This window comes from Streptomyces sp. NPDC028368, assembly GCF_055565615.1.
In genome coordinates, this window is record NZ_JBVHTY010000002.1 from 173,539 (window position 1) to 195,347 (window position 21,809).

The 21,809-nt window shown below is 70.8% G+C and carries 20 protein-coding genes; 7 read left to right on the forward strand and 13 right to left on the reverse strand.

Features of this window, described 5'->3' with window-relative positions:
• Window positions 1-17 precede the first annotated feature (17 nt).
• Window positions 18-1,943, reverse strand: coding sequence for an FAD/NAD(P)-binding protein (locus tag ACZ4S3_RS04335; protein WP_467925522.1), 1,926 nt, complete (start codon window positions 1,941-1,943; stop codon window positions 18-20).
• Between the two features lie 320 nt (window positions 1,944-2,263).
• A complete protein-coding gene (locus ACZ4S3_RS04340) occupies window positions 2,264-2,908 on the reverse strand; it encodes an HNH endonuclease family protein (protein WP_467925524.1) in 645 nt (214 codons plus the stop codon).
• Between the two features lie 210 nt (window positions 2,909-3,118).
• On the opposite strand from ACZ4S3_RS04340, the gene ACZ4S3_RS04345 reads away from it, so the two are divergent.
• Both ACZ4S3_RS04345 and ACZ4S3_RS04350 read left to right on the forward strand, forming a co-directional pair.
• The gene (locus ACZ4S3_RS04345) at window positions 3,119-3,877 is read left to right on the forward strand and encodes an ABC transporter permease (RefSeq protein ID WP_467925526.1); all 759 of its coding nucleotides are present in this window, start codon (window positions 3,119-3,121) and stop codon (window positions 3,875-3,877) included.
• Window positions 3,878-4,053: 176 nt separating this feature from the next.
• Window positions 4,054-4,635, forward strand: coding sequence for a TMEM165/GDT1 family protein (locus ACZ4S3_RS04350; RefSeq protein ID WP_467925528.1), 582 nt, complete (start codon window positions 4,054-4,056; stop codon window positions 4,633-4,635).
• Between the two features lie 45 nt (window positions 4,636-4,680).
• Here ACZ4S3_RS04350 and ACZ4S3_RS04355 read toward each other — a convergent pair whose 3' ends face one another.
• From ACZ4S3_RS04355 to ACZ4S3_RS04365, 3 genes are all read right to left on the reverse strand, one after another.
• Window positions 4,681-5,235 carry an SRPBCC family protein gene (locus ACZ4S3_RS04355; RefSeq protein WP_467927272.1) on the reverse strand — a complete coding sequence of 185 codons (555 nt, stop codon included), beginning with the start codon at window positions 5,233-5,235 and terminating at the stop codon, window positions 4,681-4,683.
• On the reverse strand, window positions 5,145-5,807 hold the full coding sequence (locus ACZ4S3_RS04360; protein WP_467925530.1) for an HAD-IA family hydrolase: 663 nt from the start codon (window positions 5,805-5,807) through the stop codon (window positions 5,145-5,147). Before ACZ4S3_RS04360 ends, ACZ4S3_RS04355 begins: the two co-directional genes overlap by 91 nt.
• A gap of 263 nt (window positions 5,808-6,070) precedes the next feature.
• Window positions 6,071-7,042, reverse strand: a complete 972-nt coding sequence (locus tag ACZ4S3_RS04365; protein WP_467925532.1) for a peptidoglycan-binding domain-containing protein — start codon at window positions 7,040-7,042, stop codon at window positions 6,071-6,073.
• Between the two features lie 239 nt (window positions 7,043-7,281).
• Between ACZ4S3_RS04365 and ACZ4S3_RS04370 the strand changes: the two genes are divergently transcribed.
• On the forward strand, window positions 7,282-9,360 hold the full coding sequence (locus ACZ4S3_RS04370) for an MFS transporter (RefSeq protein WP_467925534.1): 2,079 nt from the start codon (window positions 7,282-7,284) through the stop codon (window positions 9,358-9,360).
• Window positions 9,361-9,558: 198 nt separating this feature from the next.
• Here the strand turns inward: ACZ4S3_RS04370 and ACZ4S3_RS04375 are convergent, their stop codons facing one another.
• The 3 genes from ACZ4S3_RS04375 to ACZ4S3_RS04385 form a co-directional block, all read right to left on the reverse strand.
• Window positions 9,559-10,104, reverse strand: a complete 546-nt coding sequence (locus ACZ4S3_RS04375) for a GNAT family N-acetyltransferase (RefSeq protein ID WP_467925536.1) — start codon at window positions 10,102-10,104, stop codon at window positions 9,559-9,561.
• Between the two features lie 100 nt (window positions 10,105-10,204).
• The gene (locus ACZ4S3_RS04380; protein ID WP_467925538.1) at window positions 10,205-10,534 is read right to left on the reverse strand and encodes an antibiotic biosynthesis monooxygenase family protein; all 330 of its coding nucleotides are present in this window, start codon (window positions 10,532-10,534) and stop codon (window positions 10,205-10,207) included.
• 63 nt (window positions 10,535-10,597) lie between these two features.
• Window positions 10,598-11,095, reverse strand: coding sequence for a DUF2000 family protein (locus ACZ4S3_RS04385; protein WP_467925541.1), 498 nt, complete (start codon window positions 11,093-11,095; stop codon window positions 10,598-10,600).
• A 67-nt stretch (window positions 11,096-11,162) separates the two neighbouring features.
• On the opposite strand from ACZ4S3_RS04385, the gene ACZ4S3_RS04390 reads away from it, so the two are divergent.
• On the forward strand, window positions 11,163-12,050 hold the full coding sequence (locus ACZ4S3_RS04390; RefSeq protein ID WP_467925542.1) for an AraC family transcriptional regulator: 888 nt from the start codon (window positions 11,163-11,165) through the stop codon (window positions 12,048-12,050).
• A 25-nt stretch (window positions 12,051-12,075) separates the two neighbouring features.
• Here ACZ4S3_RS04390 and ACZ4S3_RS04395 read toward each other — a convergent pair whose 3' ends face one another.
• The 4 genes from ACZ4S3_RS04395 to ACZ4S3_RS04410 form a co-directional block, all read right to left on the reverse strand.
• Window positions 12,076-13,224 carry a DUF2330 domain-containing protein gene (locus ACZ4S3_RS04395; protein ID WP_467927274.1) on the reverse strand — a complete coding sequence of 383 codons (1,149 nt, stop codon included), beginning with the start codon at window positions 13,222-13,224 and terminating at the stop codon, window positions 12,076-12,078.
• Between the two features lie 223 nt (window positions 13,225-13,447).
• Complete coding sequence (gene proP, locus ACZ4S3_RS04400) at window positions 13,448-14,932, reverse strand: glycine betaine/L-proline transporter ProP (protein ID WP_467925543.1); 1,485 nt, start codon at window positions 14,930-14,932, stop codon at window positions 13,448-13,450.
• 427 nt (window positions 14,933-15,359) lie between these two features.
• Window positions 15,360-16,367 carry a CU044_5270 family protein gene (locus tag ACZ4S3_RS04405; protein WP_467925546.1) on the reverse strand — a complete coding sequence of 336 codons (1,008 nt, stop codon included), beginning with the start codon at window positions 16,365-16,367 and terminating at the stop codon, window positions 15,360-15,362.
• Complete coding sequence (locus ACZ4S3_RS04410; RefSeq protein WP_467925548.1) at window positions 16,360-16,899, reverse strand: RNA polymerase sigma factor; 540 nt, start codon at window positions 16,897-16,899, stop codon at window positions 16,360-16,362. Before ACZ4S3_RS04410 ends, ACZ4S3_RS04405 begins: the two co-directional genes overlap by 8 nt.
• An 81-nt stretch (window positions 16,900-16,980) precedes the next feature.
• On the opposite strand from ACZ4S3_RS04410, the gene ctaD reads away from it, so the two are divergent.
• Together ctaD and ACZ4S3_RS04420 are read left to right on the forward strand one after the other, a co-directional pair.
• On the forward strand, window positions 16,981-18,654 hold the full coding sequence (gene ctaD, locus ACZ4S3_RS04415; protein WP_467925550.1) for an aa3-type cytochrome oxidase subunit I: 1,674 nt from the start codon (window positions 16,981-16,983) through the stop codon (window positions 18,652-18,654).
• Between the two features lie 14 nt (window positions 18,655-18,668).
• Window positions 18,669-19,007, forward strand: a complete 339-nt coding sequence (locus ACZ4S3_RS04420; RefSeq protein ID WP_467925553.1) for a hypothetical protein — start codon at window positions 18,669-18,671, stop codon at window positions 19,005-19,007.
• Window positions 19,008-19,131: 124 nt separating this feature from the next.
• Here ACZ4S3_RS04420 and ACZ4S3_RS04425 read toward each other — a convergent pair whose 3' ends face one another.
• Entirely contained in the window at window positions 19,132-20,364 is a 1,233-nt protein-coding gene (locus ACZ4S3_RS04425; RefSeq protein WP_467925556.1) for a cytochrome P450, read from the reverse strand.
• A 258-nt stretch (window positions 20,365-20,622) separates the two neighbouring features.
• Here ACZ4S3_RS04425 and ACZ4S3_RS04430 point away from each other — a divergent pair, with 258 nt between their 5' ends.
• Window positions 20,623-21,792: a steroid 3-ketoacyl-CoA thiolase gene (locus ACZ4S3_RS04430; RefSeq protein WP_467925558.1), complete on the forward strand. Its 1,170-nt coding sequence runs from the start codon at window positions 20,623-20,625 to the stop codon at window positions 21,790-21,792.
• The last annotated feature ends 17 nt before the right edge of the window (window positions 21,793-21,809 follow it).

Below are 21,809 nucleotides of genomic sequence, written 5' to 3' on the forward strand. Positions count from 1 at the left end.
GCATAGGTTAGGGGTGCCTAATCTATACTTGCAAGTTCAACATTTGGCCGAATTGCCGACAGCCGCACCGCCGCCTGGAGCGCGGCCCGCGCCACCGCGTCCGTATCGGCCAGCGTCACCGACCCCACCCCGGGGCGCGCTCCCGCCGCCGTCACCCAGTGCACCCCCTCCGTCGGCACCCCGACCGCGAAGCGCCGCGGATGGTGCCGGCCGTCGGACTCGATGAGGTGGTACGGGCTCGGCGACACATCCAGCCCACCGGTCTCGTAACCGTCCACCGTGTGCGGCCGGCAGCCCCCGTCGGCCAGCAGGCGGGCCAGCAGCGCATCGGCGGTGCGCCGCACATCCGGCTCCGGCAGCCGCGCCTCTATCAGGGCCGGCGCCGTCACCTCGGACCCCGGAACGTCCTGTGAGCGTGCCGTGAAGCCCGGCCCGCCGCCGTCCGCGGCGACCGGCCGCACCTCCATACGGGGCCCGATCACCTCCAGCACCCCCGCCTCGATCAGCGCCGCCATCTCCTCCAGGCGGCGGCGCGGCGGCCCGATGGACAAGAAGGCGTTGAGCGGGGTGTACCAGCGGTCCAGGTGGTCGCGGCGGGACGCGCCCCGCAGCCCGCCGTGGTCGACGATCTGCCGCAGCTCGTTGCGCAGATCCCGCAGCACGTCCAGCGCCGCCTTGACCGGACCCGCGACATTGCCCTGCCGGGCGTCCGCGACGTCCTGCCGCAGCCTCGCCAGCAGCCAGTCCCGGAAGGCGGCGCGGTCGGTGAAACGCCGGCCCGCGTGCGGCCGGCAGACCCGGTCCCAGTCCCAGCGGTCGGCGGGCGCGATACCGAACGCCTCGAGGGCGGCGGCCTCTTCGGGGCTGCGGTGCGCGCTGACCGGGAAGCGCGCGCGGAATCGTTCCTGCACCGGCGTGCCGTCCGGCGCGCGGCGGGCCAGCAGCGCCTGGTAATAGACCGCCTCCACCTCCTTGGCCACCAGGGGCCACACCTCCGTCAGGAAGTCGGGCAGATCACCGCTGTCGGCGCGCTTGCGGAAGGCGGCGATCACGTCCGGTGTGAGCAGCAGCGGCAGGTGACGGCCGTGCGCGCCCTTCGCGTTGTCGCCGCGCGCGTGGTACGGGACGCCGCGCCGGGAACCCGCGTACAAGCGGGGCTCGCGCCCCGACGGCTGGTACGTCAGCGTGCCGTCCGCATCGCGTACGAACCGTCCGCCGCGGGCCGTCGTCAGCAGCGCCATGTGATCGAAGAAGTTCAGACCGAGCCCGCGCAGCAGCACGGGGCGGCCCGGGGCCAGCGCCGACAGGTCCGCGGCGAGGTCGGCGGGGTTGGCCGGCGGGAGGTAGCGCAGGCCGTGCGCGGCGGCGTGGTCGGCGAGCCGCCGCTGCTCCGGGGCGGCCGTCGCCGGCAGATGGCCCTGGGCGAGCACCACCGCACCCAGGCCGTGCAGCACCCGGCCGTCGTCCAGGTGGAGCGACTGCGTGCCGTCGGGCGCCTCCGTCAGGCGCACCGCGCGTGCGGTGTGCGGCACCACCGTCATCCCCTCGGGGGCGGTGCGCACGACCTGGCGGTAGAACCACTCCAGATAGCGGCCGTACAGCGCCCGCCCCGGATAGTCGTCCGGGCCGACGTCGCAGCCCTCCCATGCGTACAGGCTCGGCCCGGTACGTATCGGCCCCGCGCACTCCACGCTCTCGTCGGTGAACAGCGTGACCTGCGACGCCACGGTGTTCATCAGGAGCTCGGGCGGCTGGGCGGTGCGCCACACCTGGCCCGCCCCGGGCGGCGCGGGGTCGATGAGATGCACGGTCGGCCGGGCGCCCGGAGCCAGGTCGGCGGCCGAGGCACAGATCCGCTCCAGCACACTCGTCCCGCGCGGCCCCGCGCCGACGACGGCGATGGCGGGACGGGCGTGGCGGTCGGCGATGTGGTCGGCGGCCAAGAGGGGCACTCCCTGGGGCGGCGGGGCGAAGCGTGCGCCCCATCATCACCGCCCGCCGCCGGGGAGCGGCACCCGGGTCGGCCCACGCAACACGCCGGATCCGCGGGCCGCCTGCCCGGTGGCCGGAGCCCCTGCGGGCGCCGAACCGCCCGCATCGCCGCTTTCCCCGGCAACCCGTGCGCGGGCCGGGCGAACCCCGCCGTAGCGAGGCAATCCGAACCGCCCCGACACCGTCCGAACGGTGCCTCACCACCTCCCGGACGCGGCGCGCCCGCCGGCCGTGGACCCGGCCGACGGGCGCGCGGAATCTCCAGGAGGCCTCAGCAGCCGTCGAGGATCTTCTTCAGCGCGGCCTTCTCCGCGGAGTCCGCGGTCATGCCGTACTCGTGCTTCACCCACACCCACATCCGGGCGTACTCACAGTGGTACGAGGCCTTCGGCGGCAGCCACTTCGCCGGGTCCTTGTCGCCCTTTTCCTGGTTGACGTTGTCGGTGACGGCGATCAGCTGGGAGTGCGTCAGATCGTTGGCGAGCGCCTGGCGGCGCGCCGTCGTCCACTGCGCGGCGCCGGACTTCCACGCCTCCGACAGCGGTACGACATGGTCGATGTCCAGGTCGGACGCCTTGGTCCAGGTCGCCCCGTCGTACGCCGAGACCCAGGTGCCGCTCACCGCCGCACAGCTGCCGTCCTGCTGCACGTTCGTACCGTCCCGCTTGAGGACGACCTCGCGGGTGTTGCAGTTCTTTCCCTGGTCGATCCAGTGGGGGAACTTGGCGCGGCTGTATCCGTCCTGCGGGCCCTCGGGCTGCTCCTTGATCTCGGCGAGGTATGTCCGGGCGGTGGCCGCATTCGGCGGGCTGGGCGGGGCGGCCTGGGCGGTCTGGCCGCTCAGCATCAGTGTGCAGACCAGCGCCGTGGCCGCGCCCGCGGCGAGGGACGCTCGACGCGCGTAGACCTTTGACATCGGAACTCCCTTGATGTGGGGGGAAGTTGACGTGCGGTGCGGGCCCATGGTGGCGACGTGGGGTTTCCACCGGGTGGGCTCCAGGTAACAGAGTGGCGACATGCCCACGTCAGTTCAAGGGCTTGGCGGAAGCCGTGACGGACCGCCATGAGCGTGTCGGGGCAGTCTGGTTGGGGTGCTCCCGCGTGTACGCCCCCCTACAGTGAGCGCGTGCTGCTGCCGGTCAACCTCACCCTCGGGGTCGTTCTCGCCGTCCTGTTGGCCGTCGCCGTGGCCATCGCCGCCGTGGCACGCCTCGGCCACGCCAGGGCCATCGCCCTCGCGGGCCTGCGCGCCGCCGCTCAGCTGGCGGCCGTCTCGTACCTCATCGGCTGGGTGGTCGGGGCGCTCCCCTGGCTGCTGTGTTTCCTCGTGCTGATGTTCGCGGTGGCGGTACGCACCGCGGGCCGCCGGATCACCCAGAACCACACCTGGCAGTGGGCCGCGGTGCCGATCGCCGTCGCGGTCGTCCCGGTCGTCGGCCTCCTGCTGCTCACCGGCCTCCTCCCGCCGCGCGGCCTCACCCTCATCCCCGTCACCGGCATCCTCATCGGCGGCGCGCTGACCGCCACCGTCCTCGGCGGGCGGCGCGCACTGGACGAGCTGGAGACCCGGCGCGGGGAGTTCGAGGCGGGCCTCGCGCTCGGTCTGCTGGACCGCGATGCGCGGATGGAGGTGGCCCGGCCGGCCGCGTCGGACGCGCTGCTGCCGGGGCTGGACCAGACCAGGACTGTGGGGTTGGTCACGCTCCCCGGTGCCTTCGTCGGGATGCTGCTGGGCGGCGCCTCGCCCGTACAGGCCGGTGCGGTGCAGCTGTTCGTGCTGGTCGCCCTGCTCGCGGTGCAGGCCGCGGCGTGCGCGACGGTGCTGGAACTGGTCGCCCGCGGATTGATGCACCGCGTACCCTTGGCGGCAGCAGAAGGGGAGTAGCTCTCCGCCGGACCGTCGACATACTGCGCGCCCTCGTGGCGCGCCGGCGCCCGGAGCCCGGTACGTACGTACCTGGCCAGCGAGACCTTCGGCCGCAGTGTTCGACGCTGCCGTGCCGAAGCGATCCCTTTTCCGGGCCCCTTTGGTGCGGCCCGACCGATCGAGGTATTCAGCCCGTGTTCAGCCTTACCGTTGCCGCCGTGGTCTTCGGCGTCATCTTCCTTGCCGAACTGCCCGACAAGACCGCCCTCGCGGGCCTGATGCTCGGCACCCGCTACCGCGCCTCGTACGTCTTCGTCGGCGTCGCCGCCGCCTTCCTGGTGCATGTCGCGCTGGCCATCGCCGCGGGCAGCGTGCTCACCCTGCTCCCGCACCGCCTCGTCCAGGCGGTGGTCGGGGTGCTCTTCCTGGCGGGCGCCGCCGTCCTGCTGTTCAAGAAGGACGACGACGAGGAAGAGGTGAAGAAGCCCGCCGACCAGAGCTTCTGGAAGGTCTCCGGGGCGGGCTTCACGATGATCCTGGTGGCCGAGTTCGGTGATCTGACCCAGATCATGACCGCCAACCTCGCCGCCCGTTACGACGACCCGCTGTCGGTCGGCGTCGGCGCCGTTCTGGGCCTGTGGGCCGTGGCGGGGCTGGGCATTCTCGGCGGCCGCACGCTGATGAAGTACGTACCGCTCAAGCTGATCACCAAGGTCGCGGCCGGTGTGATGCTGCTGCTGGCGGGGTTCAGCCTGTACGAGGCGATCTCGGGCTGAGGTCTGCGGGGGCGCGGGCGGGCGAGCCTCCCTCGCCCCGGCCTCTCAGGAATGCGCCGGGGCGGCCGCTGCGCGGCGGATGACGTCCAGGGTGGTGTGCATCGTGCGGCGCACAGCGGCCCGCATCCGCTCCGGAGCGTCGACGTCATCGCCGGCGTCCACGGCCGGTCCGTCCGCCATCTCGGCGGCGAAGGTGAGGGTGAGCGCCCCGGTGGCGTCCTCGCCGATCACGTTGTGGATCACCCAGGTGGTCCGGTCGTCGGCGCGGGTGAAGGTAATCCGTTCTCCGGGAGTGAGGACGACGTCCTCACGGAAGGCCTCGCCCTTGACGACGACCTCCCGCACCAGGCCGTCGGAAGTCCGCGCCACGACCGTGCAGGCTTCCATTCCGGGGACGAACGGCACCGCGTTCTCGGCCTTGCGCAGCAGGCCCGCCCACACCTGGCCGCGGTCCAGCAGCGGCTGATCCGGCTCTGCCCTGGCCGCCGCCGAGGAGACCGGCCGTCCGCTCAGGGCGCGAGGTGCAGCGCCATCAGGCCGTCCGGCAGCGCCTCGACGCGAATCCCGGTCAGGTCGCGTACGTGGACTGTGGGGGCGAATGCGGCGGCACGGTCGCCGACCCCGACGACCCGCATCCCCGCCGCCCGGCCGGCCAGGATGCCCGCCTCGGAGTCCTCGAAGACGAGGCAGTCCTCGGGGCGGTGGCCCAGCTCGGCGGCGCCCTTGAGGAAGCCCTCCGGGTCCGGCTTGCTGGCGCTGACGCACTCCGCGGTGATCCGTACGGACGGCATGGCCAGCCCGGCCGCGCCCATCCGGGCGTCGGAGAGGGCGATATCGGCGGAGGTCACCAGGGCGTGCGGCAGCCGGGCTATGGCGGCCATGAACGCGGGCGCACCGGGGACCGGTACCACGCCGTCCGTATCGGCGGTCTCCTGTGCCAGCATCCGGCGGTTGTCCGCCAGGTTGAGCTCCATCGGGCGGTCCGGGAGCAGCGCGGCCATGGTGGCCCAGCCCTGCCGCCCGTGCACCACCTTGAGCACCTCGTCCGCTTCCAGCCCCTGCTCGGCCGCCCAGCGGCGCCAGCAGCGCTCGACCACGGCCTCGGAGTTCACGATCGTGCTGTCCATGTCCAGCAGCAGGGCGCGAGCGGTGAGCGTGGTGGTGGCCGTCATCGGCGGGCTCCTGGGCGCTACGGACAAGAGGGACAGGCAGGACGTGCGAGAACACCAAGCGGTCCCGCCCGCCGGTCAGGGAGTGCGGGCGGAACCACTTTGTTCCTACAAGATACAAAGCGGTGGGGGGTTCCGACAACTGCCCTGGTCAGCGTCGGGATCCGGCCCTCGTGGCACTCCTCGTGGCACCCCTTGCGGCACCCCTTGTGGCATCCCGTACGGGCCCCTCCCGAGCGCCTGACCGCAGAGGGCCCGACTGCCCGCTACGGCTCCTGGGTCCGCGCCTCCAGGGACGCCCGGGTCTGCGCCCCGTAGACGCCGTCCGGATCGCCCGTCACCCCGTACGCCTCCTGATAGCGCGATACCGCGGCCCGTACGTCCGCGTCATAGCGCCCGTCATCGAGGCCCGGATAGCGGCCCAGCTGCCGCAGCCGGTTCTGCAGCTCCGCCACCTCAGGGCCGCCGGACCCCTCCCGCAGCACGATCGGGCCGGTGGGCGCGGTGCTCGGCCGCCCGCCGGGGGCCTGGCCGACGCTGCCGGCGGCCCGGGTGGGGGCGGGCGGCGGCGTCGCCGTGCGGTACGCCGTGCGGGTGTCGCGGGGAGTCGGGCCGGAGCCGGGGTGCCGCGACGGCGCGTGATCCGTGGGCGGGGCGGTGGGGGTGCCGGATGGGGAGGGGCGCGGGCTGTCGTGTGTGGGGAAGGCGGCGGTGGGGGCGACCGTGCCGTGGTCGGGCGGCACGGCCCGGTCCCGCTCGCCGCCGGAGAGGACATCGCTGCCGATGAGCACTGCCGTGGCCGCCAGCGTCGCCCCGGTGACGGCCAGTACTGCCGGTAACGCGCGCCTGCGGGGTGCGGCGGGGCCAGCCGCTCCGGCCAGAGCGGCCGGGGGGTCCTCGGACGAGGTGAACGTTCTGGAGGTGGGGCCGAAACGGCGCGGCCCGGGGACGGCGGGCGGCGCCTCCATGACGGGGGCGGGCGTTCCCGTACGGGCCTCAGGGCCTTCGCCGGGGCCGTCCAACAGGCCGGCGGGGCTGCCTGATGGGTCACCCGAGCCGCCTAACGGGCCATCCGAGCCGCCTAATGGGTCATCGCCCTCTCCCTGGCCGGCCAACGTCACATAAGGCCGTATGCGCAGCGGATCAAAGTTCTCCGCGCCGGCCGCCGCGCACAGACAGGCCGGCCGGCCGTCGCCGCGTACGGGGGCAAAGCAGTGCGGGCAGGTCTGTGCCGTCACGAATGGTCGCCTCCATGGGGCCATAGAGCGCTCGAACAGGCAGCGATTATCCAGAGCCCGCCAGGGTCTGCACAGGCACTCGGGGACATCCAGGGGGCGTCCCCCGGGTGACCCCCGGGCGACCGTGGCCGCCGGATCGGCTCTCGGCGGGCCATATCGGGCGGAACCCACCACGATGGAAGGGACGCGAAGGGCGGTCCGTCCCGGGGGAGGGCCGCCCCGAACAGAGGGAGGCGCTCATGGCGCAGGACACCAGCGCTCCGGCCATACCCGGCGAGGGCCAGTCCCAACGGACGGTCCTCGTCGCGATCGGCGCGCTGCTGCTCGGCATGCTGATCGCGGCGCTCGACCAGACCATCGTCGCCACCGCGCTGCCCACCATCGTCAGCGATCTCGGTGGCCTGGACCACCTCTCCTGGGTGGTCACCGCCTACCTCCTGGCCTCGACGGCCGCGACCCCGCTGTGGGGCAAGCTAGGCGACCAGTACGGCCGCAAGAAGCTGTTCCAGACCGCGATCGTCATCTTCCTGATCGGCTCGGTGCTGTGCGGCATCGCGCAGAACATGGGCGAGCTGATCGCCTTCCGGGCCATCCAGGGCCTGGGCGGCGGTGGCCTGATCGTGCTGTCCATGGCGATCGTCGGCGACATCGTGCCGCCCCGCGAACGCGGCAAGTACCAGGGCCTGTTCGGTGCCGTCTTCGGCGGCACCAGCGTCCTCGGGCCGCTGCTGGGCGGGCTGTTCGTCGACCAGCTCAGCTGGCGCTGGGTCTTCTACATCAATGTCCCCGTCGGCATCATCGCGCTGGCGGTCATCGCCGCCGTGCTGCACATCCCGCGCCGCCGGACCCCGCACCGGATCGACTACGTGGGCACCGCCCTGATCGCCGCAGTCGCCGTGTGCTTCGTGCTGATGACCTCGCTCGGTGGCGTCAGTTTCCCCTGGGGCTCCTGGCAGATCGTGGGATTCGGGGTGCTCGGCGTCGTACTCCTGGCCGCGTTCATCCTGGTGGAGCGCCGGGCCGCCGAACCCGTACTCCCGCTGCGCCTGTTCACCCTGCGCACCTTCACGCTCTGCGCCGTCATCGGCTTTGTCATCGGCTTCGCGATGTTCGGATCGATGACGTTCCTGCCGACGTTCCTGCAGGTCGTGCAGGGGGTTACGCCGACATTGTCCGGTGTGCACATGCTGCCGATGGTGCTCGGCATGCTGATTTCCTCCACCGGCTCCGGGCAGATCGTCTCCCGCACCGGCCGCTACAAGGTCTTCCCGATCGCCGGTACCGGCGTGGTGGCCCTCGGCCTGCTGCTTCTCCACCAACTCACCCCGGCCAGCGGCGTCGCCGAAATGAGTGCCTACTTCTTCGTCTTCGGCTTCGGACTCGGCCTGGTCATGCAGGTCCTGGTGCTCATCGTGCAGAACGCCGTCCCCTACCAGGACCTGGGGGTCGCCACCTCCGGCGCCACCTTCTTCCGCTCCATCGGCGCCTCGTTCGGCGTCTCCATCTTCGGCGCGCTCTTCGCCAACAAGCTGGGCCCTCGGATCGCCCAGGCCCTCGCCGGGCAGCAACTGCCGGCCGGCATGGACCCGTTGAAGATCGCCGAGGACCCGCGCACCATCGCCCGGCTGCCGGCCCGCCAGGCCGCCGGCGTCCTGAACGCCTACTCCGTCTCCATCACCGACGTCTTCCTCTACGCCGTCCCGGTCGTCCTCGTCGCCTTCGCCCTGGCCTGGTTCCTCAAGGAAGAGCCGCTGCGCGCCAGCGTCACCGCCCCCGACACCAGCGAGGTGGTCTCCTCCAACCCCGTCGAGCGGTCCTCGCGCGACGAGTGCGCCCGCGCGCTGTCCAAACTGGGCAGCATGGAAGGCCGCAAGCACATCTACGAGAAGATCACCGCGCGCGCCGGCCTCGACCTCAAACCGGCCGCCGGCTGGCTGGTGCTGCGCATCTACCGCTACGGATCGGTGGAAGCGGCCCTGCTCGCCGAACGCACCAATGTGCCGCTCGGCGTGATCACCGAGGGCATCCGCCAGATCGAGGAGCGCGGCCTCGCCGAGCGCGAAGGCCTGATGCTGATGCTCACCGACCTCGGACGCGACGTGGCCGCCCGGCTCTCGGCCGCCCGCCAGGAATCACTGGCGGAGCTGCTGGGTGACTGGTGGACCAAGGACCGCCCCACCGACCTGACCGAACTCGTCCGCGAGCTGACGGCAGAGCTGTGCGGCTCGGACGCGGAGGAACCGCACAACGGCGATGCCCGCCAGACCGTCACCCGCACACCGCACCGGGCACCGCGCCCGCCTGGCGTGACGAAGTGAGCACCCGGACGACCGGAGGCTCCCGGGATTGTCAGTGGCGTCGGTTACGTTCGGGAGCGGATGTGACGGTGCGTTGTGGGGCGCTGCGGGGGAGGGGCGGAAGCGGTGGGCGGGGAAAGGAAACTGACGGCGCGTGAGACACGGCGCGGAACCGCGCACACGCGTGCGGCGGTCTGCGGGAGCGGCCGCCGCAGCGGCTCAGGTGACCTGGCCGTCCGGCCCGTCGCCCCCATGCAGCCGCTTCTCGAAGAAGATCTCCGCATAGGGGTCGTCGTGATACGGCGCGATCTCGACGAAGCCGTGCCGCCGGTAGAGCGCGATCGCCTCCAGCAGATCCAGCCGGGTGTCCAGCCGGATGCGCGCGGCGCCCATCCGGGCCGCGGTCGTCTCGGCGGCCGCCAGCAGTCCGCCCCCGCCGCCCAGGCCGCGCCGGGGGACCCGTACGAACATCTGCTTGAGCTCCGCGGTCCGCTCGTCCAGCAGCCGCACCCCGGCACAGCCGACGGCGGTACCGCCGTGCCGGGCCACCAGCAGCACGCCGTCGGGGGGCGTCAGATGGTCCTTCGGATATCCCGCCAGCCCCTGCTCGACCTCCTCGGCCGTCGCGCGGCGCCCCTCGTGCAGCGTGTAGTAGCGGTCGGCCACTTCGGTGTAGTACTCCCGCAGCAGTGCCCAGGCGTCCGGCGAGTCGAACGGCTCGGCGGAAATCGCCCAGGGAATCCGGGGGGCGGCGGTGTCGTTCATGGCGGCATTGTGGCCGTTGGAGAGAGGCGATGCGCAAGGGAATTCAGCGGACGGGAACGCGCCGGGGCGGGCGACCGGATGCCCGCCCCGACGCCGGCCGTCAGCCCTTCCGCGGACCCGCCTGCTGCGCGACCTCGAAGGACCACAGGGTGGACCCGGACGCGGCGGGCTTCGGCCGCTCGCCGCCCTCGGTGGCACCGCCCTGGTGGGCCGCCTTCATCGGGCCCTCCATCCAGGCCTGGAAGGACTCCTCGTCCCGCCAGCGGGTGTAGACGAGGTACTGGTCGGTGCCCTCCACGGGGCGCAGCAGCTCGAACCACTCGAAGCCGTCCGAGTTCTCAACCGCGTGTGCGCGGGAGGCGAAGCGCTTCTCGAGGGTTTCCCGCTGTTCAGCGGGGACGGCCAGTACGTTGATCTTCACGATGCTCATGCCGACCATCGTGCCGTATGGCGCACCGGCGTTGCGGACCAGGGCCGGGCCCCGTCGCCGGGCTCACCCGTGCAGCTTCAGCCCCTTGGTGATCTTGTCGACGGTGCCGCGCGGCGCGTACACGGCCAGCCCCACCAGATCGAGATCACCGGCGGCCACGGCCCGCACCGCCGCCCGGTTGTCGTCGTCATTGCCGCTACGGAACATCTCGGCGGTGTAGAGGGCGGTCGGCACGCCGCGGCCGAGGGCGCGGGCGTGCGTACGGGGCAGCGATCGGGCATCGGCCGTGAAGCAGAGCACCGGTTCGCGGAACAGCGCCAGGTAGTCGTTCCCGGAGGCGTCCTCGTAGCGCTTGCCCATGATGTCGTCGCAGGAATGGGCGATGCCGCTCGCCAGGAACGCGGTGACATTGAGCTTCTGCCATCCGGCGAGGTCGTCGCGGACGATGACGGCGATCTTGGTCTCGAAGCGCTGGGCGGCCCCGGCGGCGGGCGTGGCCGTGATCGCGGTGGCCGTGGTGGAAGTGGCCGTGGTGGAAGCGGTCGTGGTCGGAGTAGTCATGGCGGGAGTCTCGTCCGGCATCCGGACCGCCGTCTTGAACGCTGGTGCGGCGCGGCACACTGGGGAGATGAGCCGGCAGCGGAACGGGAACGACGGGCCCCGCGGCGAGGGGGACGGCGGCGACTGGGCGCGGTACTGGCGTGACCCCGACCGGCCCCTGGAAGCGATGCACGCCCACTTCGTCCGGCACGTCTTCCACCCGCACAGCCACGACGCGTACTCGTTCGCCGTGACCGAGACCGGCGCCCAGCGCTTCACCTGCCGCGGCGCGGACCACACCAGCGCCGCCGGCATGGTCATGGCGTTCAACCCGGACGACCCGCATGACGGAAAGTCGGCCGGCGAACTCGGCTTCACCTACCGGATCATGCACATCGGCCCCGACGTCGTCCGCGATGTCCTCGACGATGTCACCGGCGGACGCGGCGCCATGCCGCTTTTCGCCCAGCCGGTGGTCGACGACCCGGTGCTGGCACGGGCGCTCCGCAGACTGCACCCCGCGCTCGTCGGTGCCGCCGACCCGCTGGTACGGGAGGAGCGGCTCAGCGCCGCCGTCGAGGCCATGGTGCGGCGCAACGCCACCAGGAACGCCGCCCAGGCGGGGCCCCGGGAGCTGCCCGCCGGCGCCCGGACCGGGACGGCCCGTCGGGTACGCGACCTTCTGACGGCCGCCTACGACCAGCCGCTGACCGCCCGGGACCTCGCCGACGCCGCCGGGTGCAGCCGCTTCGCGCTCTACCGGGCCTTCCACGCCGAGTACGGCATGGCGCCCAGTGACTACCAGCGGCTGCTCCGGCTGCGCCGCGCCCGCACGCTGCTCATCGGTGGCCGCCCTGCCTCCGAGGCGGCCACCGAGGCCGGCTTCGCCGACCAGGCGCACTTCCACCGCTGGTTCGTCCGCTGCTTCGGCATCACACCGGGCGCCTTCCGCCGCGCGGGCGCCGCCCGCACATGACGAACCCCGTCCCGGCCCGCCCCGGTCAGGTGGGCGGCGGCACCGGCTCCAGGGGCGACGCCACCCCGCGGCGCCGCCTGCGTGCCCGTACCACCAGCACAGCCACCGCTGCCGCCACCATCACCATCAGCACCAGCGCCCCGCTCACCGCAAGGACCCAGGCGGGGATGTCGCCCACCCTCATCAGGGAGTACGTGTAGTTGACCCGCTGATACGGCGTGTCGGCGGCCGTCCGCCGCAGCTCATGATCGCCGGTGATCCGCTCCGGACGCGGAAAGCGCTGGTCGATGGCGGTCAGAAAAGCTCCGCCGGCTCCGGTGAGGTCACCGACCGCGGTCCCCCTGGGCTTGATGCGGCCCGCGAAGAAGACCTCAGGCGCCGACCCGCCGATGGCGCCGCGCGGTTCCATCCGGTGCGGCGCGAGCACGTAGAGCCCCAGCGACTGCGGCGTTCTGGCGAGCCGGGACAGCCGCATCGGATAGACCAGCCGGTCGCTGGCGAAGGACAGCCGCAGCGGATCGAGGGTGCCGCGCAGAAAGCCGTGTTGCTCGGCCGGGGCCAGCCGGACCGCGACGTACTCCCAGTGCTGTGCCACGTACGGGCGCAGTTCGGTCGCGAGCGCGGCCGGCAGCCGGAAGCCGTGGGACTTGAGCCAGCCGCGCAGATCCTCGGGGTCGGTGGCGGTCAGCCGCGCCACATCGAACGGGCCCAGGCGCTCGCGGCCGACAACGCCGACCCCGGGCGCGCCGGCGCCGGGCGCGGGGTCCCCGGCGCCGTCCATGCCGCCCCAGTCGAACGGCCAGTCGCCGCTGCGCGGCCAGAAGTAGTGGCGCTCCTTTTCGGCCGGCGCCGTGAGCGCGGCGAGCTCGTCGAACAGGTGGGAATCGCCCAGCTTCACCGTGGCGCGGTGCGGCACCGGCATGATCCACGCGGCGTCCGGAGCGGTCCCGTCCACCGTCAGGCTCATCACGATCTGCTCGGTCTTGCCGTCCCAGCGCACCGCCGAGGTCTCCCGGTCCACCGCCATCGTGGTCCTCGGGTCGACCACCATCGCACCGCAGCCGCAGGCGTACGCCGGCCTGGCCAGCGATACCAGCTGTACGGCAAGCAGGAGCAGCACCACCAGCAGGGCTTTTCGCCGCAGCACTCCCCGGTGCCCCGGCCCCGTATCCACGCTCACCGTCGTCCCCCGTTTCGCTTCTCGCCGATCAACGCGGTCGGCAGCGACACAGACGGACGCGACGGCAGGGACGGTTCCCCTTCCGGTTCCGGTTTCCGCTCCGGATCCTCTTCCGGTTCCCCGTCCTGAACCGCCGAGCGGCCGGCCCGCAGGCCGGCCGCTCGGCGGACGGTGACGCCGTGACGTCGGTGGTGGTGGCGGCCCCTGGGCCCCTGGCTCAGGACGCCGATCCGACCGTGGCGCGACAGGACGCGCGCACGATCTCGCGGGCCTCGGCCTCCGTTTCGACGGCCGGCGGCGAGCCGGGCAGCGGCTTGCGGGCGCTCTCGGACATCAGCCAGACGGCGATTCCGCCGATCACGGCCGCCGCCATCATGTAGTAGGCGGGCATCATCTTGTTGCCGGTCGCGCCGATGAGGGCGGTGACCACCAGGGGAGTCGTACCGCCGAAGAGCGAGACCGAGATGTTGAAGCCGATCGACAGTGACCCGTAGCGCACCTTGGTCGGGAAGAGCGCGGGCAGCGTCGACGGCATCGTGGCGGTGAAGCACACCAGCAGCAGGCCCAGCGCGGCCATACCCAGCGCGATGGCCACCAGCGAGCCCTGCCGGATCAGCAGCAGCGCCGGAACGGAGAGCACCAGGAAGCCGGCGCAGCCCGCCGCGATGACCGGGCGGCGCCCGAAGCGGTCGGACAGCTTGCCCGCGAACGGCTGGACACCCATCATCACGACCATCACGCCGAGCACGACCAGCAGCCCGTGCGTCTCGTCGTACTTCAGCTCCGAGGTCAGATAGCTCGGCATGTACGACAGCAGCATGTAGTCGGTGACGTTGAAGACCAGGACCAGCCCGACGCACAGCAGCATCGAACGCCACTGGCCGAAGATCATCTCGCGCACGCCGATCCGCTTCTCGGCCTCGCGGCGCGCCTTCTCCTTCGTCCGCGCCTCCTGCTCCAGCCGGGCGAAGGCCGGGGTCTCCTCGAGGCGCATCCGCAGGTAGAGGCCGATGATGCCCATCGGGCCCGCGACCAGGAACGGAATCCGCCAGCCCCACGCGTTCAGGTCGTGGGTGGACAGCAGTGCGGTCATCAGTGTCACGAGGCCGGCGCCGCCGACGTAGCCGGCCAGCGTCCCGAACTCCAGCCAGCTGCCGAGGAAACCGCGCTTCTTGTCGGGCGCGTACTCGGCGATGAAGGTGGACGCGCCGCCGTACTCACCACCGGTGGAGAAGCCCTGCACCAGACGCGCGACGAGCAGCAGGATGGGCGCCCCGACGCCGATGGTGGCGTAGGAGGGGATCAGGCCGATGGCGAAGGTGCCCGCCGCCATCATGATCATGGTGATGGCCAGCACCTTCTGCCGGCCGATGCGGTCGCCGAGCGGGCCGAAGACCATGCCGCCCACGGGCCGGATCAAGAACGCCGCCGCGAACGCACCGAACGTCGACAGCAACTGCGCGGTCGGGTTCCCGGACGGGAAGAAGACATGTCCGAGGGTGACCGCGATGTAGCTGTAGACGCCGAAGTCGAACCACTCCATCGCATTGCCGAGGGCAGCCGCGGACACCGCGCGCTTGACCATCGTGGGATCGACGACGGTGACCTCGTCCGACGCCCGCTTCTCCAGGTCGGGTGCGGCGTCGGTACGGCCGCGGCCGTGGGAAAGGGGCCCGGGTGCGACGGGGGACTGCGTCGGCACGTGTTCGCTCGCCTGCGCTCTCTTGGACGACTGCATGACATTGCCCGCCGGCGCCATGGAGTGACACGGGAGCAAAGGTCGACCATAGGGGCAGACCGGGTCATCACGGACGGTGCACGGATGACCGCGCGGTGGGTCGTATACCCGCTCCTTGCTGGGCAAACGCGCTCTCGGACGGATTTCCGGGGGACTTCCGTCTGTGATCCATCTCGCGGCGATTCGCTGCAACCATGACGCTCTGTGACGCGCGGCACGCCCCACGCGTCATGGTTCCGGGCAGAAAAACGGCGCGGCGGCCCACCGGGCCACCGCGCCGATGGATCGTCGCGTTCCTCAAGGATCGGTCATCCGCGCAGGCCCCGCCACTTGGGCGCGGCGGTAAGGGGCGGGGCGCGGGTGCGGCGGATTACGGGTTACCGGCTACGGGTCACGGCATCCACGCCTCGTACGACAGCACTTCCCCCGACCTGACCCGGAATTCGGGCAGGTCCTTGGTGAAGGTGACCTCGCTGCCCAGGAGTTGCCCGGTCCGGGGGTCGAGGATCACCATCTGCCGGGTGGCGTTCATGCCGCCGTCCGGGCCGTCGTAGAGGAATGCCTGGCCGCGGCGCCCCAGGCGGTCGGTGACCGCGCCCGCCGGACGCAGCCCGTCCGCATCGGCCAGCACCTGGACGATGGCCGCGGTCTCCCGCGGCCCCGGAGTCCATTCCTCGAGCAACGACGAGAGCGCCATGAGCAGTTGCGGCGTCTCGCTGCCCGCGCCCCCGTACAGCGCGGCGAGCTGGTCGCGCAGTGCCTGGGGATCGGTCGGCGGCCTCGTACGGGCGGCGAGGCTGCGATGCCCTCCGGAACCCGCCGGATAGGTCTTTCGGTGCAGCACCTTGCCGTCATTGACGGTGCGCCAGCTGCCACCGGTGTCGTCGATCACCGGACGGCCGGGATGCCGCGGGTCGGTGGCCACGACCAGTTCGGAGCCGCTGCCGTCCGCGCGCCAGCGGGTGAGGCGCTCCTCGGGCACGGTCACGGGCCGCGCGGCCCCGGGGCCCGCCTCCATGCTCATCTGCCAGCTCTGCAGATGGCTGCCCCGGTGCGGCCCGTCCGCGGCGCCGGCCGTCCGCGCCCTGGCCTGCGCCCTACGGGCGAGCTCGGTCAGCGACACGGAGGGCGCATCGGCATGCGCGGCGAGCGCGACGGGCATCGCCACGGCCGTGCTGGTGCCGGCGTCGGAGAAGGTGAAGGCGAGCACGGCGCCGAGGGCGAGCACCGCCGCTTCGGCCCGCAGGACGAGGCGCCGCCTGGCCTTCTTCGTCCGCTTGCTGTGCAGCAGGCGGTTGAGGCCGCGTTCGGCGCGGGTGTCCAGGGGGCGGTCTCGCCAGGGGCCTTCGCCGGCCCGTACGGGATTGGCCGCGCGCAGCAGATCCAGTTCGTCACTCATTGCGGTCGCCTCCTGCTCGTACGGACACGGTCATCCGCATACGGTCGATCTCCGCGCGAAGCCGCCGCCGCGCACGGTGCAGCCGCATGGCCGCCGCGCTCGGGCCGCACCCCAGCGTCACCGCCAGCTCCTCGACGGTCAGCTCCTCCCAGGCCGTCAGCCGCAGCACCTCCTGGTCGGCGGCCGAGAGGCGGGCCAGCACGTCGTGCACCCAGGAGCCGGGCCGTTCCGTGTCCGGGCTGTCCACCGTCTGCTTGCGATGTGCCGCCTCGTGGTTGCCGATCCGGTGCAGCAGCCGCCGGTAACGCCCGAGCCCGCGCACCGTGTTGGCCAGGCAGTTCCGGGCCACCCCGTACAGCCACGGCAGCGGGGCGTGGGGAAGTTCGGCGCGGCGTCTCCAGGCTATGGAGAAGACCTCCGTCACCACTTCCTCCACCTCATGTGCCTGCCCGTCCAGCCGCCGCGCCACAAAGCGGCTGACCGCCCAGTAGTGCGCGCGATAGGCATCGGCGAAGGCGTCGTCCGTGCTCATGAACCGTTGGTGTCCGGCATGGCCCCGATCTTCACACCCCGTACCGGTGAATATTTCCGGGCTCCCGGACACCTACCGGGCATGAAGGTCCTCACGACGGCTCCCACGTCCCGGCAGTCCCCCGCGAAACAGTCAACGGTGAAGTGGCTGACGACCACCGACCACAAAACCATCGGCACGCTCTACCTGGTCACCGCATTCGCCTTCTTCTGCGTCGGTGGCCTGCTGGCGCTGCTCATGCGCGCCGAACTGGCCCGCCCCGGCCACCAGATCATGTCCAACGAGCAGTTCAACCAGGCGTTCACGATGCACGGCACGATCATGCTGCTGATGTTCGCGACGCCGCTGTTCGCCGGGTTCGCGAACTGGATCATGCCGCTGCAGATCGGCGCACCGGATGTGGCGTTCCCGCGGCTGAACATGCTCGCCTACTGGCTCTACCTCTTCGGTTCACTGATCGCGGTGGGCGGTTTCCTCACCCCGCAAGGAGCCGCGGATTTCGGCTGGTTCGCGTATGCGCCGCTCTCTGACGCCGTGCATTCCCCCGGTATCGGCTCCGATATGTGGATCATGGGTCTGGCCTTCTCCGGCTTCGGCACGATCCTCGGTTCGGTCAACTTCATCACCACGATCATCTGCATGCGCGCGCCGGGCATGACGATGTTCCGGATGCCGATCTTCACCTGGAACGTCCTGCTGACCGGTGTGCTGGTCCTGCTGGCCTTCCCGGTGCTGGCCGCCGCGCTGTTCGCCCTGGAGGCGGACCGTAAATTCGGTGCCCATGTATTCGATGCGGCAAATGGCGGAGCGTTGCTCTGGCAGCACCTCTTCTGGTTCTTCGGCCATCCAGAGGTGTACATCATTGCGCTGCCGTTCTTCGGCATCATTTCCGAGGTCATTCCGGTGTTCTCCCGGAAGCCGATGTTCGGTTACATCGGTCTGATCGCGGCGACGATTTCGATTGCCGGCCTTTCGGTCACGGTGTGGGCGCACCACATGTATGTGACAGGCGGCGTGCTACTGCCGTTCTTCTCCTTCATGACGTTCCTGATCGCGGTCCCGACCGGTGTGAAGTTCTTCAACTGGATCGGCACGATGTGGAAGGGCTCACTGTCCTTCGAAACGCCGATGCTGTGGACGGTCGGCTTCCTGATCACCTTCGTCTTCGGTGGTCTGACCGGCGTCATCCTGGCCTCGCCGCCGATGGACTTCCACGTCTCCGACTCGTACTTCGTCGTGGCGCACTTCCACTATGTCGTCTTCGGCACGGTCGTCTTCGCGATGTTCGCCGGCTTCCACTTCTGGTGGCCGAAGTTCACCGGCAAGATGCTGGACGAACGCCTCGGCAAGATCACCTTCTGGACGCTGTTCACCGGCTTCCACGGCACCTTTCTCGTCCAGCACTGGCTCGGCGCGGGAGGCATGCTGCGCCGTATCCCCGATTACCTGGCCGCCGACGGCTTCACCACCCTCAACACCGTCTCCAGCATCTTCTCCTTCCTCCTCGGCCTGTCGATCCTGCCGTTCTTCTACAACGTCTGGAAGACCGCCAAGTACGGCAAGAAGGTCGAGTCCGACGACCCCTGGGGATACGGCCGTTCGCTGGAATGGGCGACCTCCTGCCCCCCGCCGCGGCACAACTTCCGTACGCTGCCCCGTATCCGCTCCGAATCCCCGGCGTTCGACCTGCACCACCCGGAGATCGCGCGCGAGGTGGCGGTCGCCCGTGCCCCCGAGATCGGGGCGCGCCGATGAGCGAGGGAATGCGGATGAACGAAGCGGGAGAATTCATCAACGAGATCGAGGGATATCTGCTCTGGGAGGCGGAGAAGGAGCGGGCACGCACCCGGGCGGACGCATTCTGTGCCGGTCTGCCGTGGCTGACCGATACCCAGCGCAGGGAGGTGGAACTGCGCTATTGCCAGGACCAGCGGGACACGTCGCAGGCCTATCTGGAACGCATCGCCGTCCGCAGCGCCTCGCTGCGGGCCGAATACGACGGCGCGTACCAGGCCCTGCGGCGACGCCTGATCACGGCCTGCCTCAGCGCAATGGTGGCCGTGGCGGCACTGGTGGCCCTGGCGGCCGCCGGCTTCACCGCACACTGAGCGGCCGGGCAGCCGCCCCGCCATGGGGAGGTACTGCGCCGCCCGCACCGTGTCAGCCGTACTGCATCGGCGTACTGCATCGGCCGTACTGCGCCGGCTGTCCTGCGTCGCCGGCCGTCCTGCGTCACCCGTACCGCACCTGCAGCTCCTTGACGCCGTTGAGCCAGGCGGAGCGGAGCCGGCGCGGGTCGCCCGCCAAGGAGATGCCGGGCAGGGCGTCCGCGATGGCATCGAAGATCAGGTTGATCTCCAGGACCGCGAGGGACTTGCCGAGGCAGAAGTGCGGGCCGCCGCCCCCGAATCCCAGGTGGGGATTGGGGTCGCGGGTGATGTCGAAGACCTCTGGGCGGTCGAAGACCTCCGGGTCGTTGTTGGCGGAAGAGTAGAAAATGCCGACCCGCTGCCCCTGCTTGATCTTCGAGCCGCCCAGTTCGGTGTCCTGGGTGGCGGTCCGCTGGAAGGAGACCACCGGCGTCCCCCACCGCACGATCTCCTCTGCCGCGGTCGCGGGGCGCTCGCGTTTGTAGAGCTCCCACTGGTCGGGGTGGGTGAGGAAGGCATGCATGCCGTGCGTGATGGCGTTCCGGGTCGTCTCGTTGCCGGCGACGGCCAACAGCAGGACGAAGAAGCCGAATTCGTCGGACCCGAGGTTGCCCTCGTCCTCCGCCGCGACCAGCCGGCTGACGATGTCCTTGGCCGGACACTCCTTGCGTGCCGCGGCGAGGTTCATCGCGTACGAGATCAGCTCCATGGCCGCGTTGGTGCCGACCTCCTCGGTGATGGCCAGTTCCGGATCGTCGTACGCGATCATCTTGTTCGACCAGTCGAAGATGCGGGCCCGGTCGTCCTGGGGAATGCCGATGAGTTCGGCGATGGCCTGGAGGGGGAGTTCGCAGGCGATGTCCGTGACGAAGTCCCCGGACCCCTTCTGCCGCGCCTCGTCGACGATCCGCGCCGCCCGGTGGCGCAGCGCATCCTCCAGGGCGCGGATGGCCCGCGGGGTGAAGCCGCGCTGCACGATCTGACGGACCCGGGTGTGCTCCGGCGGGTCCATGTTCAGCATGATCAGCTTCTGTACGTCGATCTGGTCGCGGGTCATGGACTCGTTGAAGCGGATGATCGAGGTGTTGAGGTTGGCGGAGAAGATGTCCGGCTTGGTGGACACCTCCTTGACGTCCTCGTGGCGGGTGACGACCCAGTAGCCGTCGTCGCCGAAGCCTGCGATGCCATGCGGCTGGGCGTTCCACCACACGGGAGCGGTCTGCCGCAGCTGCGCGAACTCCGGGAGCGGGACGCGGTTTTGGTAGACGTCGGGGTCGGTGAAGTCGAACCCCTCGGGCAACGCTGGGCATGACATGGGCGACTCCTGGTCCATCTGACATCCGAGAGTGCTGAATTCTGACGGTGCATCAGGTGTGTTGGTCGCGGTGAAGGTAGTAACGAGTTCTATAAGTGGCAAGGGTCGCGGCGAGACCTGTTGCGGACAAGGGTGGTGCACGACCCTTGCGCCCCGGGGCGGGTCTCATAAGACTGTTTGTAGAAGTAGAACGCGTACTAGTTCTTCTTCCGTGGGTGCCGGGACGCCCCGCGGACGCGAGGAGAGGACGAGTCAGTCATGGCCGCGGAACCCGTCATCGTCGAAGCCGTACGCACCCCCATCGGCAAGCGCGGAGGCGCTCTCGCCAACCTTCACCCCGCCTACCTCCTGGGCGAGACCTACCGCGAACTCCTCGCGCGCACCGCCATCCAGCCCGACTGCATCGAGCAGATCGTCGGCGGCACCGTCACCCACGCCGGCGAGCAGTCCATGAACCCCGCGCGCAACGCCTGGCTCACGATGGGCCTCCCGTACGAGACCGCGGCCACCACCGTGGACTGCCAGTGCGGGTCCTCCCAGCAGGCCAACCACATGGTCGCCAACATGATCGCGGGCGGCGTGATCGACATCGGCATCGGCTGTGGCGTCGAGGCGATGTCCCGGGTGCCGCTGGGCAGCGGCTCCAAGCACGGCCCCGGCAAGCCCTGGCCCGACGAGTGGAACGTCGACCTGCCCAACCAGTTCGAGGCGGCCGAACGCATCGCCCGCAACCGCGGCCTGACCCGCGAGAACGTCGACTCGCTCGGCCTGATCTCACAGGAACGGGCGGCCGTCGCCTGGTCCGAGGAACGCTTCAAACGTGAGACCTTCGCCGTCCAGGTCCCCACCACCGAGGACGAACAGGCCGCGGGCCAGGGCATGTGGCGGCTGGTCGACCGCGACGAGGGGCTGCGCGACACCACCATGGACGCACTCGGCGGCCTCAAGCCGGTGATGCCGACCGCCGTCCACACCGCGGGCAACTCCTCACAGATCTCCGACGGCGCGAGCGCGGTGATGTGGGCCTCCAAGCGCATGGCGCGGGCCCTCAAACTCAAGCCGCGGGCGCGGATCGTGGCCCAGGCGCTGGTCGGCTCCGATCCGCACTTCCACCTCGACGGACCCATCGACGCGACCCGCGCCGTACTCGGCAAGGCCGGTATGTCCCTCAGGGACATCGACCTCGTCGAGATCAACGAGGCCTTCGCGTCCGTCGTCCTCTCATGGGCCCAGGTCTTCGAACAGGACCTGGAGAAGGTGAATGTGAACGGCGGTGCCATCGCCCTCGGCCACCCGGTCGGAGCCACCGGTGCCCGCCTCATCACGACCGCACTGCATGAACTCGAGCGCAGGGACAAGGAGTTCGCGCTGATCACGATGTGCGCGGGGGGCGCGCTCGCGACGGGGACGATCATCCAGCGGTTGTAGGGAAATCCCCGCCTGTA

Coding starts and splice junctions, on each gene's coding strand:
- ACZ4S3_RS04410 (WP_467925548.1), bottom strand. CDS start 16,899: ATGAGCACGGACGACGCCTTCGCCGATGCCTATCGCGCGCACTACTGG.
- ACZ4S3_RS04375 (WP_467925536.1), bottom strand. CDS start 10,104: ATGAACGACACCGCCGCCCCCCGGATTCCCTGGGCGATTTCCGCCGAG.
- ACZ4S3_RS04390 (WP_467925542.1), top strand. CDS start 11,163: ATGAGCCGGCAGCGGAACGGGAACGACGGGCCCCGCGGCGAGGGGGAC.
- ACZ4S3_RS04420 (WP_467925553.1), top strand. CDS start 18,669: ATGAACGAAGCGGGAGAATTCATCAACGAGATCGAGGGATATCTGCTC.
- ctaD (WP_467925550.1), top strand. CDS start 16,981: ATGAAGGTCCTCACGACGGCTCCCACGTCCCGGCAGTCCCCCGCGAAA.
- ACZ4S3_RS04380 (WP_467925538.1), bottom strand. CDS start 10,534: ATGAGCATCGTGAAGATCAACGTACTGGCCGTCCCCGCTGAACAGCGG.
- ACZ4S3_RS04360 (WP_467925530.1), bottom strand. CDS start 5,807: ATGACGGCCACCACCACGCTCACCGCTCGCGCCCTGCTGCTGGACATG.
- ACZ4S3_RS04405 (WP_467925546.1), bottom strand. CDS start 16,367: ATGAGTGACGAACTGGATCTGCTGCGCGCGGCCAATCCCGTACGGGCC.
- ACZ4S3_RS04370 (WP_467925534.1), top strand. CDS start 7,282: ATGGCGCAGGACACCAGCGCTCCGGCCATACCCGGCGAGGGCCAGTCC.
- ACZ4S3_RS04430 (WP_467925558.1), top strand. CDS start 20,623: ATGGCCGCGGAACCCGTCATCGTCGAAGCCGTACGCACCCCCATCGGC.
- ACZ4S3_RS04385 (WP_467925541.1), bottom strand. CDS start 11,095: ATGACTACTCCGACCACGACCGCTTCCACCACGGCCACTTCCACCACG.
- ACZ4S3_RS04425 (WP_467925556.1), bottom strand. CDS start 20,364: ATGTCATGCCCAGCGTTGCCCGAGGGGTTCGACTTCACCGACCCCGAC.
- ACZ4S3_RS04340 (WP_467925524.1), bottom strand. CDS start 2,908: ATGTCAAAGGTCTACGCGCGTCGAGCGTCCCTCGCCGCGGGCGCGGCC.